17 protein-coding genes are annotated in these 15,232 nt (G+C 61.5%); 7 read left to right on the top strand and 10 right to left on the bottom strand.

Translation table 11 applies throughout. The features are described 5' to 3' along the window. Window positions 1-39: 39 nt before the first annotated feature. The 6 genes from pheT to pyk all read right to left on the bottom strand — a co-directional run bounded on the left by pheT (window position 40) and on the right by pyk (window position 6,179). Window positions 40-2,433, bottom strand: a complete 2,394-nt coding sequence (gene pheT, locus BM151_RS15475) for a phenylalanine--tRNA ligase subunit beta (protein WP_090061649.1) — start codon at window positions 2,431-2,433, stop codon at window positions 40-42. Window positions 2,434-2,560: 127 nt separating this feature from the next. After that, the gene (pheS, locus tag BM151_RS15470; protein WP_090061648.1) at window positions 2,561-3,631 is read right to left on the bottom strand and encodes a phenylalanine--tRNA ligase subunit alpha; all 1,071 of its coding nucleotides are present in this window, start codon (window positions 3,629-3,631) and stop codon (window positions 2,561-2,563) included. 125 nt (window positions 3,632-3,756) lie between these two features. Then, window positions 3,757-4,119 (bottom strand): 50S ribosomal protein L20, encoded by a 363-nt coding sequence (gene rplT / locus BM151_RS15465; RefSeq protein ID WP_090061647.1) that lies wholly within the window; start codon window positions 4,117-4,119, stop codon window positions 3,757-3,759. Between the two features lie 14 nt (window positions 4,120-4,133). Beyond that, complete coding sequence (rpmI, locus tag BM151_RS15460) at window positions 4,134-4,334, bottom strand: 50S ribosomal protein L35 (protein WP_090061646.1); 201 nt, start codon at window positions 4,332-4,334, stop codon at window positions 4,134-4,136. Window positions 4,335-4,454: 120 nt separating this feature from the next. Next, window positions 4,455-4,691: a hypothetical protein gene (locus BM151_RS15455; protein ID WP_090061645.1), complete on the bottom strand. Its 237-nt coding sequence runs from the start codon at window positions 4,689-4,691 to the stop codon at window positions 4,455-4,457. Between the two features lie 39 nt (window positions 4,692-4,730). Continuing rightward, the gene (pyk, locus tag BM151_RS15450; protein WP_090061644.1) at window positions 4,731-6,179 is read right to left on the bottom strand and encodes a pyruvate kinase; all 1,449 of its coding nucleotides are present in this window, start codon (window positions 6,177-6,179) and stop codon (window positions 4,731-4,733) included. Window positions 6,180-6,315: 136 nt separating this feature from the next. On the opposite strand from pyk, the gene BM151_RS15445 reads away from it, so the two are divergent. The 6 genes from BM151_RS15445 to BM151_RS15420 all read left to right on the top strand — a co-directional run bounded on the left by BM151_RS15445 (window position 6,316) and on the right by BM151_RS15420 (window position 10,000). Continuing rightward, window positions 6,316-7,086 carry an N-formylglutamate amidohydrolase gene (locus BM151_RS15445; protein ID WP_090061643.1) on the top strand — a complete coding sequence of 257 codons (771 nt, stop codon included), beginning with the start codon at window positions 6,316-6,318 and terminating at the stop codon, window positions 7,084-7,086. Between the two features lie 2 nt (window positions 7,087-7,088). Further along, window positions 7,089-7,433, top strand: a complete 345-nt coding sequence (locus BM151_RS15440; RefSeq protein ID WP_090061642.1) for a 5-carboxymethyl-2-hydroxymuconate Delta-isomerase — start codon at window positions 7,089-7,091, stop codon at window positions 7,431-7,433. Between the two features lie 5 nt (window positions 7,434-7,438). Beyond that, entirely contained in the window at window positions 7,439-7,768 is a 330-nt protein-coding gene (locus BM151_RS15435) for a DUF1244 domain-containing protein (RefSeq protein WP_425429562.1), read from the top strand. After that, the gene (locus tag BM151_RS15430; RefSeq protein WP_090061641.1) at window positions 7,765-8,400 is read left to right on the top strand and encodes a DUF5671 domain-containing protein; all 636 of its coding nucleotides are present in this window, start codon (window positions 7,765-7,767) and stop codon (window positions 8,398-8,400) included. The genes BM151_RS15435 and BM151_RS15430 overlap by 4 nt, the downstream gene beginning before the upstream one ends. After that, window positions 8,393-8,779, top strand: a complete 387-nt coding sequence (locus BM151_RS15425) for a hypothetical protein (protein ID WP_090061640.1) — start codon at window positions 8,393-8,395, stop codon at window positions 8,777-8,779. The genes BM151_RS15430 and BM151_RS15425 overlap by 8 nt, the downstream gene beginning before the upstream one ends. A 270-nt stretch (window positions 8,780-9,049) precedes the next feature. Then, window positions 9,050-10,000 (top strand): calcium-binding protein, encoded by a 951-nt coding sequence (locus BM151_RS15420; protein WP_090061639.1) that lies wholly within the window; start codon window positions 9,050-9,052, stop codon window positions 9,998-10,000. A 90-nt stretch (window positions 10,001-10,090) separates the two neighbouring features. Here BM151_RS15420 and BM151_RS15415 read toward each other — a convergent pair whose 3' ends face one another. The 3 genes from BM151_RS15415 to dgcN are packed head-to-tail and all read right to left on the bottom strand — an operon-like array spanning window position 10,091 to window position 13,027. After that, the gene (locus BM151_RS15415; protein WP_090061638.1) at window positions 10,091-10,951 is read right to left on the bottom strand and encodes a D-amino-acid transaminase; all 861 of its coding nucleotides are present in this window, start codon (window positions 10,949-10,951) and stop codon (window positions 10,091-10,093) included. Window positions 10,952-10,986: 35 nt separating this feature from the next. Further along, on the bottom strand, window positions 10,987-11,964 hold the full coding sequence (dgcA, locus tag BM151_RS15410; protein WP_090061637.1) for an N-acetyl-D-Glu racemase DgcA: 978 nt from the start codon (window positions 11,962-11,964) through the stop codon (window positions 10,987-10,989). 43 nt (window positions 11,965-12,007) lie between these two features. Continuing rightward, window positions 12,008-13,027 (bottom strand): N-acetyltransferase DgcN, encoded by a 1,020-nt coding sequence (dgcN, locus tag BM151_RS15405; RefSeq protein ID WP_090061636.1) that lies wholly within the window; start codon window positions 13,025-13,027, stop codon window positions 12,008-12,010. Between the two features lie 281 nt (window positions 13,028-13,308). Between dgcN and BM151_RS15400 the strand changes: the two genes are divergently transcribed. Continuing rightward, window positions 13,309-14,268: an L-malyl-CoA/beta-methylmalyl-CoA lyase gene (locus tag BM151_RS15400; RefSeq protein ID WP_090061635.1), complete on the top strand. Its 960-nt coding sequence runs from the start codon at window positions 13,309-13,311 to the stop codon at window positions 14,266-14,268. A gap of 94 nt (window positions 14,269-14,362) precedes the next feature. Here the strand turns inward: BM151_RS15400 and BM151_RS15395 are convergent, their stop codons facing one another. After that, window positions 14,363-15,202: an AraC family transcriptional regulator gene (locus BM151_RS15395; RefSeq protein ID WP_245781231.1), complete on the bottom strand. Its 840-nt coding sequence runs from the start codon at window positions 15,200-15,202 to the stop codon at window positions 14,363-14,365. Window positions 15,203-15,232 lie beyond the last annotated feature (30 nt).

The raw sequence follows: 15,232 nt of genomic DNA, 5'->3' as shown, positions 1-15,232 counted from the left end.
GGCCTGAGCCCCCTCCTTGGTCCTGTGATCGCGCACGCCTCAGCCGCGCAGCGTGCCTCCGGTGGCTTTTTCCACCTTGGCGATGATCTTTTGCGACAGCTCTTCGATGTCTTTCTCTTTCAACGTGCCTTCGGTCGGCTGGAGGCGCACGGTGATGGCGAGCGATTTCTTGTCCTCGCCGAGCGAGCCGCCGACGAATTCGTCGAAGATGCGCACATCCTCGATCAGCGCCTTGTCGGCGCCGCCCGCCGCATTGACCAGATCGAGCGCTTTCACGCTCTGATCGACGACAAAGGCGAAATCGCGTTCGACCGCTTGCAGATCGTTGGTGAAGAACGCCTGACGGGCGATTTTCTTGGCCTTCGGCATCGGCGCCTCTTCGAGATAGACGGTGAAGCCCACCGCCGTGCCTTTCACACCCATCTCTTTCAGCACTTTCGGGTGCAGCTCGCCAAATTCTGCGAGCACCTTTTTCGGCCCGAGACAGATCTTGCCGGAGCGGCCCGGGTGGAACCAGGGCGAACACTCGCGCAGGATCTGGGCCTTGGCCGGGGCACCGATGGCGGCGAGCACGGCCTCGGCATCGGCCTTGGCGTCATAGAGATCGACCACACGGCGTTCGCCATGCACGTCCTTGGGTCCCGTCGCGCCGACGCGAATGCCGGACAATTGCGCGCGCTGTTCGCCCGGCTCCCCGCCATGGAAGGCGGGACCGCATTCGAACAGGTTGAGATCGGCAAAGCCCCGCGCCTGATTGCGGGTCGCGGCGGCCAGAAGACCGGGCAGGAGATCCGGACGCATATGGCTCATCTCGGAAGAGATCGGGTTTTCGAGACGCGTTGCATCCGCGCCACCGCCGAACAGCGCGGCGGAGGCCTGATCGATGAAGCTGTAGGTCACGCATTCATTGTAGCCAAGCCCCGCGGCCTGATGGCGGGCGGCGCTTTCGCGCACCTGCATCGGGGTGAGGATCTGTTTCGCGACCCCCGAGGGGCGGGTCATCGGTTTCGGTTCCAGATGGGTCAGGCTTTCGACACGGGCGACCTCTTCGACCAAATCCGCCTCGCCCAACACGTCCGGACGCCAGGAGGGCACTTTCGCCATGTCGCCATCCATCTCGAAGCCAAGACTTTCGAGAATGGCCACCTGACGCTCTGCCGGAATGTCCATGCCGACGAGGCTCTGCACCCGGTCGGTGTCGAGATGATAGCTGCGCGACACATCCGGCACTTCGCCCGCGACGACCACCTCGGAGGCCTCACCGCCGCAAAGCTCAAGGATCATCGCGGTCGCATCGTCCACCGCCTGCAGGTTATAGGCCGGATCAATGCCGCGTTCGTTGCGATACCGCGCGTCGGAATTGACCTTCAGCGCGCGCCCGCCCTTGGCGATATCCAGGACGTTCCAGACGGCGGCCTCGACAAAGACATCGACGGTCTCGTCGGTACAGCCGGTTTCCTCGCCGCCCATGATGCCACCGATACTTTCGACCTTGCCGGCGGAATAGATCACCATGGCGCCTTCGGGCATGGTGTAGGTCTTTTCATCCAAGGCCAGCAGCTCTTCGCCGCCCTTGGCGCGATCGATCACCAGACCGTCTTTCACCGTCGCGGCGTCAAAGACGTGCAGCGGGCGGTTGCGGTCATAGGTGAAGAAGTTGGTGACATCGACCAAAGCCGAGATCGGCCGCAGACCGATGGCGGTCAGCCGATCCTGCAGCCATTTCGGCGAAGGACCGTTTTTCACGCCTTTGATCAGACGCCCGGCAAAGACGTGGCAACCGTCTTTCGCGGCCTCGGTAATTTCCACCGAAATCGGGTTCGGGAATTTGCCCTCGACCGTCGACGCTTTCAGCGGCTTGAGCGTTCCCAGACCGCGCGCCGCAAGATCGCGGGCGATGCCGTGGACACCCAACGCGTCGGGGCGATTGGGCGTGATGGCGATCTCGATCGTGGGGTCAACCTTGCTTGGATCATGCTTCGCCAGCCAGTCGGCAAATTCCATGCCGATCTCGCCATCTTCCAGCTCGATAATGCCGTTGTGCTCGTCGGAGAGCTCCAGCTCACGCTCGGAGGCCATCATGCCATGGCTTTCGACGCCGCGGATCTTGCCGACGGAAATGGTGATGTCGAGGCCGGGGATATACATGCCGGGTTTCGCCAAGACGGCGGTGATCCCAGCCCGGGCATTGGGCGCGCCACAGACGATCTGGGTCATGCCCTCGTCCGTCTCGACCTGACAAACCCGCAGCTTGTCGGCGTCGGGGTGTTTCTCGGCCTCTTTGACCTTCACGAGTTTAAAGCCCTTAAGCTTGTCGCGCGGGTTCTCGACGCCTTCGACCTCAAGCCCGAGATCGGTCAGCGCGTAAAGGATGTCATCGAGGGAGGCCTCGGTTTCCAGATGCTCTTTGAGCCAGGAGAGTGTGAATTTCATGTTCGGGTCTCCTTATGGGAGAAAGAATTCTGTTCAGAGACGAGCGTCGCGCCCGGCCCGGGGTGGGCGTCTCGCGCCCGCCCATGAGGCGGGTCGGGCGCGACGCGGGGCTGGCACCCCGCGAAATTTACCCGTGAATACCACCTGCAAGCGTCGGCGTACCCAGCGCACTAAACCCATAGTGCCGCAGCCAGCGCAGGTCAGAGTCAAAGAACGCGCGGAGATCCGGGATGCCGTATTTCAGCATTGCCAGACGGTCGATCCCCATGCCAAAGGCAAAGCCTTGCCACTCTTTCGGGTCGATGCCACCGGCGGTCAGGACTTTGGGGTGCATCATGCCGGAGCCGAGGACTTCGAGCCAGTCGTCGCCCTCGCCCACGGTCACGGTGCCGTTTTCCCATTTGCACTGCACATCCACCTCGGCGGAGGGTTCCGTGAAGGGGAAATGCGAGGCGCGGAAACGGGTTTTGACCTTGGTGCCGAAAAACGCGGTGTAGAACTCTTCGAGCACCCATTTCAGGTTCGCCATGGAGATGTCCTTGTCGATGGCCATGCCTTCGACCTGGTGGAACATCGGCGTGTGGGTCTGGTCGTAGTCGGAGCGATAGACACGGCCCGGCGCGATGATGCGGATCGGCGCGCCCTGATCGATCATGGAGCGGATCTGCACCGGCGAGGTGTGGGTCCGAAGGACATGCGGTGGGCGATTGTCGCCCTCGGCGCGGTGCATGTAGAAGGTGTCATGCTCCTGACGGGCCGGGTGGTTTGGCGCAATATTCAGCGCGTCGAAATTGTGCCAGTCATCCTCGATCTGCGGCCCTTCGGCGACGGCAAATCCGAGATCGGCGAAGATCGCGTAGATCTCCTCGGAGACGCGCGAGATCGGGTGAATGGTCCCTTGCGGGCGCTGGCGGGCGGGCAGCGAGACATCGAGCCATTCCTCGGCCAGACGGGCATCCAAAGCGGCGTCTTCCAGCGCGAGTTTCTTGGCGGCCAGCGCGGAGTTGATCTCGTCTTTCAAAGCATTGAGCTTCGGCCCCATGACCTGACGCTCTTCCGGGCTCATCTTGCCCAGCTCGCGCATCTTGAGCGCCACTTCGCCTTTTTTGCCGACGGCCTGAAGACGGATGTCCTCGAGCGTCGCTTCGTCTCCCGCCGCGAGAATGGCGGTGAGGTATTTGTTCTTCAGATCGTCCATCTGAACCCCTCGTATTCATTGGTCCCCGCCTCGATACCACGAGAGACCCAAAAGACAAGAAGCCGCGAGACCCCATGAGGTCCGCGGCTTCAAAAATGTTCGTTCTCTAGGAGAGAGTAGAGAGCTTACGCGAGCGCGGCCTTCGCCTTATCGACGATGGCACCAAACGCATCCGGCTCGTGGATGGCGAGATCGGCGAGAACCTTGCGGTCCACTTCGATGCCAGCCAGCGACAGGCCGTTGATGAATTTGGAGTATGTCAGCGCTTCGTCATGCGAACGCACAGCGGCGTTGATACGCTGGATCCACAGGGCGCGGAAGTTGCGCTTGCGGGCCTTACGGTCGCGGGTCGCGTACTGGTTCGCCTTGTCGACGGCCTGGGTCGCGGTGCGGAAGTTCCGGGAACGGGCGCCATAGTAACCTTTGGCGGCCTTCAGGACTTTCTTGTGACGGGCGTGGGTAACGGTACCACCTTTGGTGCGGGACATGTGTGTCTCTCCTCTTAGCGGTCGTAGGGCATGTAGGACTTCACGATCTTCGCATCGGGTGCGGAGAGCGTGGTCGTGCCACGTGCGTCACGGATAAACTTGGTGGTGCGCTTGATCATGCCGTGGCGTTTGCCGGCCTGCGCAGCCTTGACCTTGCCGGAGGCGGTCATTTTGAAGCGCTTCTTGGCGCTCGACTTCGTCTTCATCTTAGGCATTTCCATCTCCTTTGGTTTCGATGGTTCTTCGCGCGACTCGGCATGCCATATCGCCGGACGCGCACCATGAGGGCGTGCATCTACAGCCCAATCCGTCTTTTGGCAAGTGTGAACTGCGCCCTATTGCGACAGATGCCGGAAATAATGGGCCAGCACCCGGAAAATCACCTCGGGCAGGTCCTGAAGGCTGTACCCCCCGGGATGCGCCACCACCGCATAGATCACCGCACCGGCGCCCAGCGCCAGCATGATCAGGCCTGCGGTCGGGCGGCGCGCATCGGAATAGGCGCTGAGAAATGCGGGAACGGCGAGGCAGAGGATCGCCATTCCCAGAACCAGAAAGAGATCGGTCTCCATACCACCGCTCCCGGCAAAAACCTGAATTCGATCAGGCCATTATTCGGGATCGGTGTTGAAAATCAAGCGTTCCTCACAAGGCGCGACCCGCAGGATGTTGGTCGAGCCCGGCTGATTGAACGGAATGCCGGCGATGACGACGATCTTGTCGGCCTCGGTGGCAAAGCCCGAAGTTCGCGCCGCGCGGGCGGCATTGACCACGGCCATCTTGAAGCGCTCGACCTCGCCGGTCATCACACAATGCATGCCCCAGTAGAGACAGAGCTTGCGCGCAGTGTTTCGGCGCGAGGTCATGGCGATGATCGGCACATGCGGGCGTTCGCGGGCGGTGAGCGCCGCGGTGGTGCCGCTTTCGGAATAACAGACGACGGCTTTCACGTCGGTGGTTTCGGCGATCTCGCGCGCCGCCGAGACGATGGCATCGGCGGTGGTCTGCTTGGAAATCCCGGCGCGCGAAGCATCGAGCACATCGCGATACACCGTGTCGCTTTCGACCTCGACCGCGACGTTGTTCATCGTGGTTACGGCTTCGATCGGGTAATTGCCGGCGGCGGATTCGGCCGAGAGCATGATCGCATCGGCGCCCTCATAGATGGCGGTGGCAACATCGGAGACCTCGGCACGGGTCGGCATCGGGCTCTCGATCATCGATTCGAGCATCTGGGTCGCCACGATCACCGGTTTTGCCGCACTCCGGCATTTGCGGGTAAGGCGTTTCTGGATCGGCGGCACGGCCTGAACCGGCAGTTCGACACCGAGATCGCCACGGGCGACCATGATGCCATCGGAGACCTTGAGGATCTCATCGAAGGCCTCGACGGCGGAGGGTTTCTCGATCTTGGCCAGCACAGAGGCACGACCCTTGGCCAGGTCTTTCGCCTTGAGTACGTCCTCGGGACGCTGCACGAAAGACAGGGCGAGCCAGTCGACGCCGAGCTCACAGGTGAATTCGAGATCGCGCAGGTCCTTCGGCGACAGCGCATCGAGCGGCAGCACCACATCTGGGACGTTCACGCCCTTGCGGTTCGAGATGGTCCCGCCGACGATGACGACGCAATCGGCGAAATCCGGACCGCATTCCTCGACCTGAAGCCGGATCTTGCCGTCATTGACCAGCAGGTTGGCGCCCGGTTTGAGGGCGGCGAAGATCTCCGGATGCGGCAGTTGCACGCGATTGCCATCGCCCGGGGCCTCATCGAGATCGAGACGGAACTTGTCGCCCTCTTCGAGATCATGGGCGCCGGAGGCAAAGGTCCCGACACGGAGCTTCGGCCCCTGCAGGTCGGCGAGAATGGCGATCGGACGGCCGAGGTCGGTCTCGATTTTGCGGATGATCGCATGGCGGGCACGGATTTCCTCGTGATCGCCGTGGCTCATGTTCAGGCGGAACACATCGGCGCCGGCTTCGACGAGCGCGCGGATGGTGTCATAATCATTGGATGCCGGGCCCAGAGTGGCCACGATCTTCACGTTGCGAAGGCGTCTCATACAGCCTTACTTCCTTTCGGTCGGTTATCATTCGCGGTGGGCCACCCCCTCTATGGCGCAATCTCACGCCTGTCGCAACTGGCCCTTTGTCCTGAAACCGCGTATTCCGGGCATGACAGGCCAAGGTGACGCAAAAATGAACATCCCCCCATTTCAGATCGAAGGTGACACACGCCCCGGGCGCTGGCTGATCACATGTGATCACGCGACCAATCGGGTCCCGCCCGAGATCGGCGAAATGCTGGGCATTTCGGAGGCCGATATGGCGCGTCACATCGCCTATGACATCGGCGCGCTCGGGGTGAGCCGCCATCTCGCCGAAGCGCTCGACAGCCCAATGATCCACACCGACTTCTCGCGTCTGGTGATCGACCCGAACCGTGGCGAAGATGACCCGACACTGGTGATGAAACTCTATGATGGCACGATCATTCCGGCCAACCGCCTTGCTGATGAGGCCGAGGTGGAGCGGCGTCTCGAGCTGTTTCACCGCCCCTACCATGACGCCTATGAGGACCTTTGCGCCCGACGTGAACAGGGGATCATCTGCGCCATCCACAGTTTCACGCCGCAGCTCAAGGGACGTCCCCGCCGGCCCTGGCAGATCGGTATTCTCTCGGCCTATGACAAACGGTTCACCACGCCATTCATCAAAGCGCTGGAAAGCTCGGAGACGCTCGGGGCGGAGGCCGAGCGCCTTGGCGAACGTCTGGTGATCGGTGACAACGAACCTTACGACGGCCATCTGCCCGGCGACGCGATCGACCGCCATGCGCTGCATCACGGGCGGCTGAACCTGCTGATCGAGCTGCGCTCCGATCTCATTGAAACGCCCGAGGATCAGGCCCGCTGGGCCGCGCTTCTGGCCCCCATTCTCAAAGATACGCTTACAGAAACAGGACTCTGATCATGCCTCATGTTGTCATCGATTTTTCCGAAGGTCTCGAGCGGAGCCACGATATGTCCCGGCTCTGCAACGATGTCTTCGAGGCGCTCATTCTCGACGTCGAGATCAACGCGCCAGCATTGAAAATCCGTGCCCGTCCGCAGCCCTATTTCAAGATCGGCACAGAGCCCGCCACATTCGCCCATGCAACGCTCTATCTCCTCGAAGGTCGCGATGACGAGACAAAGGCGCGACTCTCCGATATCGTGCTACATGCGATGGACGGGGTGCTGCCGACGGTCGGCAGCCTCTCGGTCGATGTGCGCGACATGAATACGGCGGCCTATGCCAAACGGGTGAAAGGGTGATCGAGATGGACAAGATCAATGAGCAAACCATGGAGGAGATTGAAGCGGCGGCGTTTCGCACGCTGCGCGATCATCTGATGAACAAACGCCCGGATGTGCAGAATATCGACCTGATGAACCTCGCCGGGTTCTGCCGCAACTGCCTGTCGCGCTGGGTCCAGGAAGCCGCCGCCGAGCGCGGTATCGAGATGTCGAAGGACGAGGCGCGCGAACTTTACTACGGCATGCCCTATGACGACTGGAAAGCCCAGAGCCAGACCCCGGCCAGTCCGGAGAAACAGGCGGCGTTCGAGAAGGCCTTCGCCGATAACGTCGGCACGGATGCGAAGGAATGAAACCTGCGGAGCAGTTGGCGCAGTTCACGCGTGAGGCGCTGATCGAAGGTCAGAGCCGCGCGGAGATCGCAAGCGCCCTGCGCACGGCCGGCTGGGCCGAGACCGAAGTGCACGATGCGCTCTCGGCCTGGGCCGAAACGGATCACATCCCGCCGGTGCCGCGCCCGCGCCCCTATGTCTCGGCGAAAGAAGCGTTCTTTTACGCGTTGATGTTCGTGGCGCTCGGCATGACCGCCTGGAATATCGTCGATCTCGGCGTCGATCTCATCAACCGCTGGATACCCGAGACCGAAGGGCTGCGCCCGGGCTACAGCACCAGTTCCATGCGCTGGTCGATCGCCGCGCTGATCGTGTTCTTCCCGCTGTTCCTTTTGATGCAGCGCAGCGAGACGCGCGCCCTGACCCGCGACCCGAGCCGGAAACGCTCCGCCGTGCGCAAATGGTTCGGCTATATCGCACTGTTCTTTTCCGCCATCACGCTTCTTGGCGATCTCCTCGGCGCGATCTATGCCCTGCTCAGCGGTGATCTGACCCTGCAATTCATCCTCAAGCTGTTGCTGGTCGCGGCCGTGTCCGGGACAATTTTCGGCTATTTCCAGATCGCCATGAAGGACGCCGAGAACGATGGCTAAGCTCTGGCCGCTTCTTGCCCTTGCCCTGCTGACGGGCGCGGTGCTGATCGCCGGGCTGATCGCGGTCGGCAGCCCCCAAGCGGCCCGGGTGGCAAAGCGCGACGATCAGCGATTTCGCGAATTGCAGGATCTCGAGCGCTATGTGCAATGTCTGGCCCGCGCCGATGCCCGCAGCCCCGAAGCGCTGGTGGACACCCCGCTGTGCACCAGCCCTCTGAGGCCGGACGCCTTGCTGGCGCAGGAAGGCTACAGCTATCGCGCCACGGGACCGCAGACGTTTCAGCTCTGCGCGCAATTCGCCGATCTCGACGGGCTGCGCACCCGGGGCTGGCAAAACCGTCTCGACGCCGAGGGCTGTCTGAACGGGATTCTGAAATAGGCCGCGCTGCCCGCATCTGACCAGCCCCCCAGCACGATATGCCCCGAATGATCGAGATTCGATCTTCGTTCAATTTCGAGAAACAATCCGCGCCAAAAATGCATTTTGTGTTGATTGGGCATCCTTATCATTTACGGAAATTTAACGACGATTGACACTCCCCGATCCCGGAGGTCTAGTGCCCCGGAACGTGGCTCATTTCAGGGCCATGTTTCTGTTGCAGAAACGCATAGATTATTAACAAAGCTCAATTTTCCGGGGGTGGATATTATGTGGCTTTTACTTTTGGTGCCGGCCATGCTCGGCGCCGCATTCCTGATTGATTCAGACGACGACCACGATGACAATGAGGCAGAGACCGAGCCGACCCCGGATACGTCCGGCGACATATCCGACGATACGGCGACGGAGGACGGCTCGGACGATGTCAACGTCATCAATGGCGACGACAGTGACGACCTCCTCTATGGCAGCAATGCCGCGGACCGGATCAGCGGCGAGGGTGGCAATGACGTCATCTTTGCCGAAGGCGGCGCCGACACCGTCTTTGGCGGCGAAGGGAGCGATGGCATTCTCGGCGGTGACGGCGACGACCGGCTGTTCGGGAATAGCGGCTCCGACCTGATCGAGGGGGGCGAAGGCGATGACACGATATTCCTCGGCGATGGCGATGATGCAAGCGGCACGACCGTTTTCGCCGCCGAGAACGAGGAAGAGCTGTTCACCGCCCTCGACTTCCAGAATGGTGACGACCTGATCCGCGGCGGCGCAGGCAACGACTACATGATGGACGTCAGCGGCAGTAATACGCTCTACGGCGAACAGGGCGACGACACGCTCATCGCCTATGAATCCGGCTTGGAATCCACCAATACGCCCGACAGCCTCAATGGTGGCGCAGGGAACGATTTCCTCGGCGCCGACAATGGCGATGAGGTGACCGGTGGTCCCGGTGCGGATCATATCGTGGTTGCCGAGGATATCGACCAGAGCGAGGAGACGGTCACAGTCACCGATTTCGACCCTCTGGAAGACACCCTCACGATCGACGTCTATGGCAGCGACCTCTCCGGCATTGGCGCGGACGAGGACATCGTGATCACCGAAACCTCGGACGGCCTGATGCTCGAGTTCCTCGGGGAACAGGTCGCGCTGCTCCAGGGGCTGACCCTTGCCGATCTGCCCGCCGATACGACCGGGCTCTTTACCCTGACAGTCTAAGCATCGCGTAGGACATATCGTGTAGCACGATTGGAAAAGCCCGCCATATGGCGGGCTTTTTTAGGTCTGTCCAACAGATATCCCTGACGATCAAAGCGCGGTTTTCGGCATTTCTTCGATGTAGATCTCGCGCAGGCGTTTCGAGACCGGGCCCGGTTTGCCGGTGCCGACGGTCACGCCATCGATCTCCACGACCGGTTGCGAGAACCCGGTGGCCGAGGTCGCAAACGCCTCGTCGGCGGCTTGCGCCTCTTCGATGGTGAAGGGGCGTTCCTCGACTTTCATCTGCGCTTCCGCCGCAAATTTCAGGATCGCGGCACGGGTGATGCCGTGCAGGATGTCATTGGAGAGCTGGCGGGTGATGATCACGCCGTCTTTGACGATATAGACGTTGTTGGCATAGCCCTCGGTCACATAGCCATCTTCGACAAACCAGGCGTCGGTTGCCCCGGCTTTCTTCGCCTGCATCTTGGCAAAGGACGGGTACAGGAGCTGCGTGGTCTTGATGTCGCGACGGCCCCAGCGCAGATCCTCGATGGAGATCACCTTGATGCCCTCATCGATCGATTTGTTGGCGGTGATCTTTTTGGCGAAGGTGAAGAGCACGATACCGCCCTGGACCTCTTCGGGGTCCGGCCAGAGGAAATCGCGATCCGCCCCGGCACCGCGGGTGATCTGCAGGTAGATGCCGCCCTCGTCGAGATCGTTTTTCTCAATCAGCTGGTGATGGATCTCGAGAAGCTCGTCCATGGTGACGGGCGAGACCATTTGCAGCTCGCTGAGCGAGCGCTGAAGGCGCGCCACGTGGCCCTGAAAGTCCAGAAGCTTGCCGCCGAGAACCGAGGTCACCTCGTAAACGGCGTCCGCCATCAGGAACCCGCGGTCGAAAATGGATACTTTGGCCTCGGTTTCCGGCAGGTAGTCGCCGTTCACATAGACGGTGCGGGTCATCATGATCTCCTTAGATGAGCGGGTTGGATACGGGGTCAGCCCCAGAGTGCGCGTTTGGGCGGGTGAACACCCTCGGCGTCATAGTGCAAAGGTTCCGGACGGTCTTCGGCCAAAAGCAAAGGCCCGTCAAGATCCACGACACGCGCCCCCTGGGCCACGATCACCGCCGGCGCCATCGCCAGAGAGGTGCCGACCATGCAGCCGACCATGATGCCATACCCCTCGGCCCGCGCGGCTTTGCGCAGTTCCAGCGCCTCGGTGAGCCCCCCGGTCTTGTCGAGCTTGATGTTGATCACATCGTATTTGCCCTTGAGATCGGGGAGGCTCTTCCGGTCGTGACAGGACTCATCGGCGCAGACCGGAAGGGGTCTCTCAATCTCCGCCAACATGTCATCCTGTCCCGCAGGCAAGGGTTGTTCCACCAGCTCGACGCCAAGCCGCAGCAGGTGCGGCGCGAGATCCGCGTAGACCTCGGCCGTCCAACCCTCGTTCGCATCGACGATGATTTTCGATTTCGGCGCGCCGCGGCGCACGGCTTCGAGCCGGGCCATATCGTCGGGCGTGCCGAGCTTGATCTTGAGAAGCGGTCGATGCGCATGTTTCGCCGCCGAGGCCTGCATCTCTTCCGGGCTGGCCAGAGACAGGGTGAACGCGGTGATCATCGGCACCGGCGCCGGCAGCTCCAGAATTTCCCAAACCCGTTTGCCCGTTTTCGAGGCCTCGAGATCCCAGAGCGCGCAATCCACCGCATTGCGGGCCGCGCCGGGCTCCATCATCTCCTGCAGCGTTGCCCGGGTGATGTCTGCCGGCAGGGCCTCGATCTCCGCCGTCACGCTCTCCAGGCTCTCGCCATAGCGGGCATAGGGCACACATTCGCCCCACCCCGTCAATTCGCCTGCCGCAGTTTTGTCCGTGGCACGCACTGTGAGCACTTTCGCCTCGGTGCGCGAGCCACGGGAAATGGTAAAGACCTCGGCGAGGCGAAACGCCTCTGCCGTCACGTCCAGTTTCATGGGACCTCCGATATGATTTGGGATGAGTTTCTGAGCTTACGCCTTACGCCGCAAGCTCAGATGTCTTTCCCTCGAGCGCATCCACCAGACGGCCGGCGCCCTGACGGAAGGGATCGATCGCGGGCAAACCCATTTCCCCCTCGACCTTGGCGAGATAGGCAATCGCCTCTTCCTCGCTCAGGTGCTGGGTGTTGACCGAGATGCCCACGACCTCACACGCCGGGTTGGCGACGCGTGCCAGGGTGAGCGCGGTATCGCGCAGCGCCTCGAGCGTCGGCAGGTCATAGCCCGGCAGACCCCGCATATGCGCGCGGGTCGGCTCGTGGCAGAGGATCAGCGCATCCGGCTGACCGCCATGCACCAGCGCCATGGTCACGCCCGAGTAGGAGACGTGGAACAGGCTGCCCTGACCTTCGATCAGGTCCCAGTGATCTTCATCATTGTCCGGCGTCAGCCATTCGATCGAACCGGCCATGAAATCGGCCACCACCGCATCCAAGGGCACACCGTCGCCGGTGATCAGGATGCCGGTCTGACCGGTGGCGCGGAAGGTGGATTTCAACCCGCGCTCGCGCATTTCCTTGTCCATCGCCAGAGCGGTGTACATCTTGCCGACCGAACAATCGGTGCCGACGGCGAGGCAGCGCTTGCCGCTGCGTTTCACGCCATTGGCGATCGGGTATTTCACCTCGGGCACGCGCACGTCATGCAGCGCCCGGCCGCAAGCCTTGGCGACGGCGGCGAGATCTTCCTCGTCGCGCAACAGGTTGTGCAGGCCCGACGCGATGTCGAAACCTTCTTCCAGCGCCGCGACCAGAACCTTTTTCCAGGCCGGGCTGATCACACCACCGCGGTTGGCAACGCCGATCACCAGCGTCTTGGCACCCGCAGCCTTGGCGGCTTTCAGATCCATGTCCGGCAATTTCATGTCGGCCTTGCAGCCGTCCATGCGATATTGACCCAGCGCGAATTCCGGGCGCCAGTCCTTGATCCCCTGCGCCACTTTCGCGGCCAGTTGGTCAGGGGCGTCTCCGAGGAAAAGAAGATATGGTGTTTCGATCATGGTGCAGCTCTCCGGTTGCGTTTGAAAAATCATGACCGAGATTCGCCGCAAGGTGCTTCGCAAATTGCGTCAGGAAAGCTGACGGATTGGGAGAATATCCCGAATATATCCACAAAACTGGGACATATATTGAAATGATTACGTTTTGAGCAGTTTGAAAACTTATTTGAGAGGTTTTTTGGGGATATGCCGCAGACGCAAAATGTGGCTTGCACCACGCAAAGCAAGATAATAACAATGCTGGCGACAATTTCGAAACATCATTGCCGACAGGAGCCACCATGTCCTTCCGTCTTCAGCCCACCCCCGTGGATCGCCCGAACCGTTGCCAACTGTTCGGCCCCGGCTCCAACACCAAGCTGTTCCCGAAAATGGCGGCTTCGGACGCGGATGTGATCAATCTCGATCTCGAAGACTCGGTGGCGCCGTCGGACAAGGACGTGGCCCGCGCCAATATCATCGAGGCGATCAACACGATTGATTGGGGCAAAAAGACCCTCGCGGTGCGGATCAACTCGCTCGACACGCCCTACTGGTATCGCGACGTCGTCGATCTTCTGGAACAGGCCGGTGAGCGGCTCGACCAGATCATGATCCCGAAAGTGGGCTGTGCCGAAGATATCTATGCGGTGGATGCGCTGGTCACCGCCATCGAGCGCGCCAAGGGCCGCACCAAGAAGATCAATTTCGAAGTCATCATCGAATCCGCCGCCGGCATCGCTCATGTCGAGGAGATCGCAGCCAGCTCTCCGCGGCTCGTCGCCATGAGCCTTGGGGCGGCGGATTTCGCCGCCTCGATGGGCATGCAGACCACCGGTATCGGCGGCACGCAGGAAAACTATTACATGCTGCACGGTGACACCCGGCATTACTCAGACCCGTGGCACTGGGCTCAGGCCGCCATCGTCGCCGCTTGCCGCACCCATGGGGTGCTGCCGGTCGACGGGCCGTTTGGCGATTTCTCCGATGACGAGGGCTACCGGGCACAGGCGCGCCGCTCCGCAACGCTCGGCATGGTCGGCAAATGGGCGATCCACCCGAAACAGATCGCCCTGGCCAATGAAGTGTTCACACCCTCCGAGGAGGCCGTCTCTGAGGCGCGCGAGATTCTCGCGGCGATGGAGCAGGCCAAGGCCAATGGCGAGGGCGCGACGGTCTACAAAGGCCGTCTGGTCGATATCGCCTCGATCAAACAGGCCGAGGTGATCGTCGCTCAGTCCGAGTTGATCGCCAACAGCTAAGCCTTTCCCTCCGGCCGGGAGGAGGACCTGACCGTTGAGGTGACCGCGCCCCGGGGAGCAATCTCCGGGGCGCTTTCCTGTCAGGCGCAAGGCCTCATGCGATGGGCGCATGGATCAGTGTCACCAGATCCTCCGGCGCGGTGTCCATCGGCGAATTCAGGTAGATCTCGAACGGCGGCCCGTCGCGCGGCTCCTCGCCGCTTTCGGGCAACCATTTGCCGTAGAGATAATCATAGGCCTGTCGCAACCCGGTATAGGGGCCGATATGGCGCAACACGGCATAGCGCCCACCGGCGAGTGAAAAAGGTTCGAGCGGCGGCGCAAGATCCATCTCACCCGTCAGGACAAATCCAGCCATACTGCGCATCTCCTCGACCGGCACCTCGCCAGGGTTGGAAAAATACACGCCCACCATCGCCCCGAGCACCGGCCCCATCCCCCGCGACAAAGCGGTTTTTGCAGCCACCTCGAAGGCCTGGCCGATCTCCATGTAATCTCCCTTATGCGCCACACCTGCAAAAGCCGCGGGCGCCCGGTCTTCAACCGTGATCTCATACATTTCGTAATCTCCTCTTTCATTGAGCCGCAGAGGCGGCATCTCAACGCCACGCGCCCGAAAGGCGGTCGGCGTCAGTCCAAAGGCATCTTGAAAGGCACGGGTAAAACTGCGCGGATTGGGGTAGCCGCATTGCAGAGCGATGCGTTCGATTTCGTCCTCGCTGCGCAGCAGAAGATGCGAGGCCTTGGACAAGCGCACCCGCCGGATAAACCCCGCGACCGTTTCACCGGTCATCCCGGAAAACACCCGGTGGAAATGAAACCGCGACAGCGCTGCGACTTCCGCCAGCGTGTCGAGCGAGAGATCGCCATCGAGATGGGCATAGACGTAATCGAGCACCCGCAAGAGCCGATCTTCATAAGAGTGCCGCACCATTTACCTCGTGTCCTTTCAACAAGTCCTCGA

The sequence above is a fragment of the Celeribacter neptunius genome (assembly GCF_900113955.1).
GTDB lineage: Bacteria > Pseudomonadota > Alphaproteobacteria > Rhodobacterales > Rhodobacteraceae > Celeribacter > Celeribacter neptunius.
The sequence above is the reverse complement of the archived record's forward strand: the minus strand, read 5'-3'. Positions and strand labels throughout refer to the sequence as shown.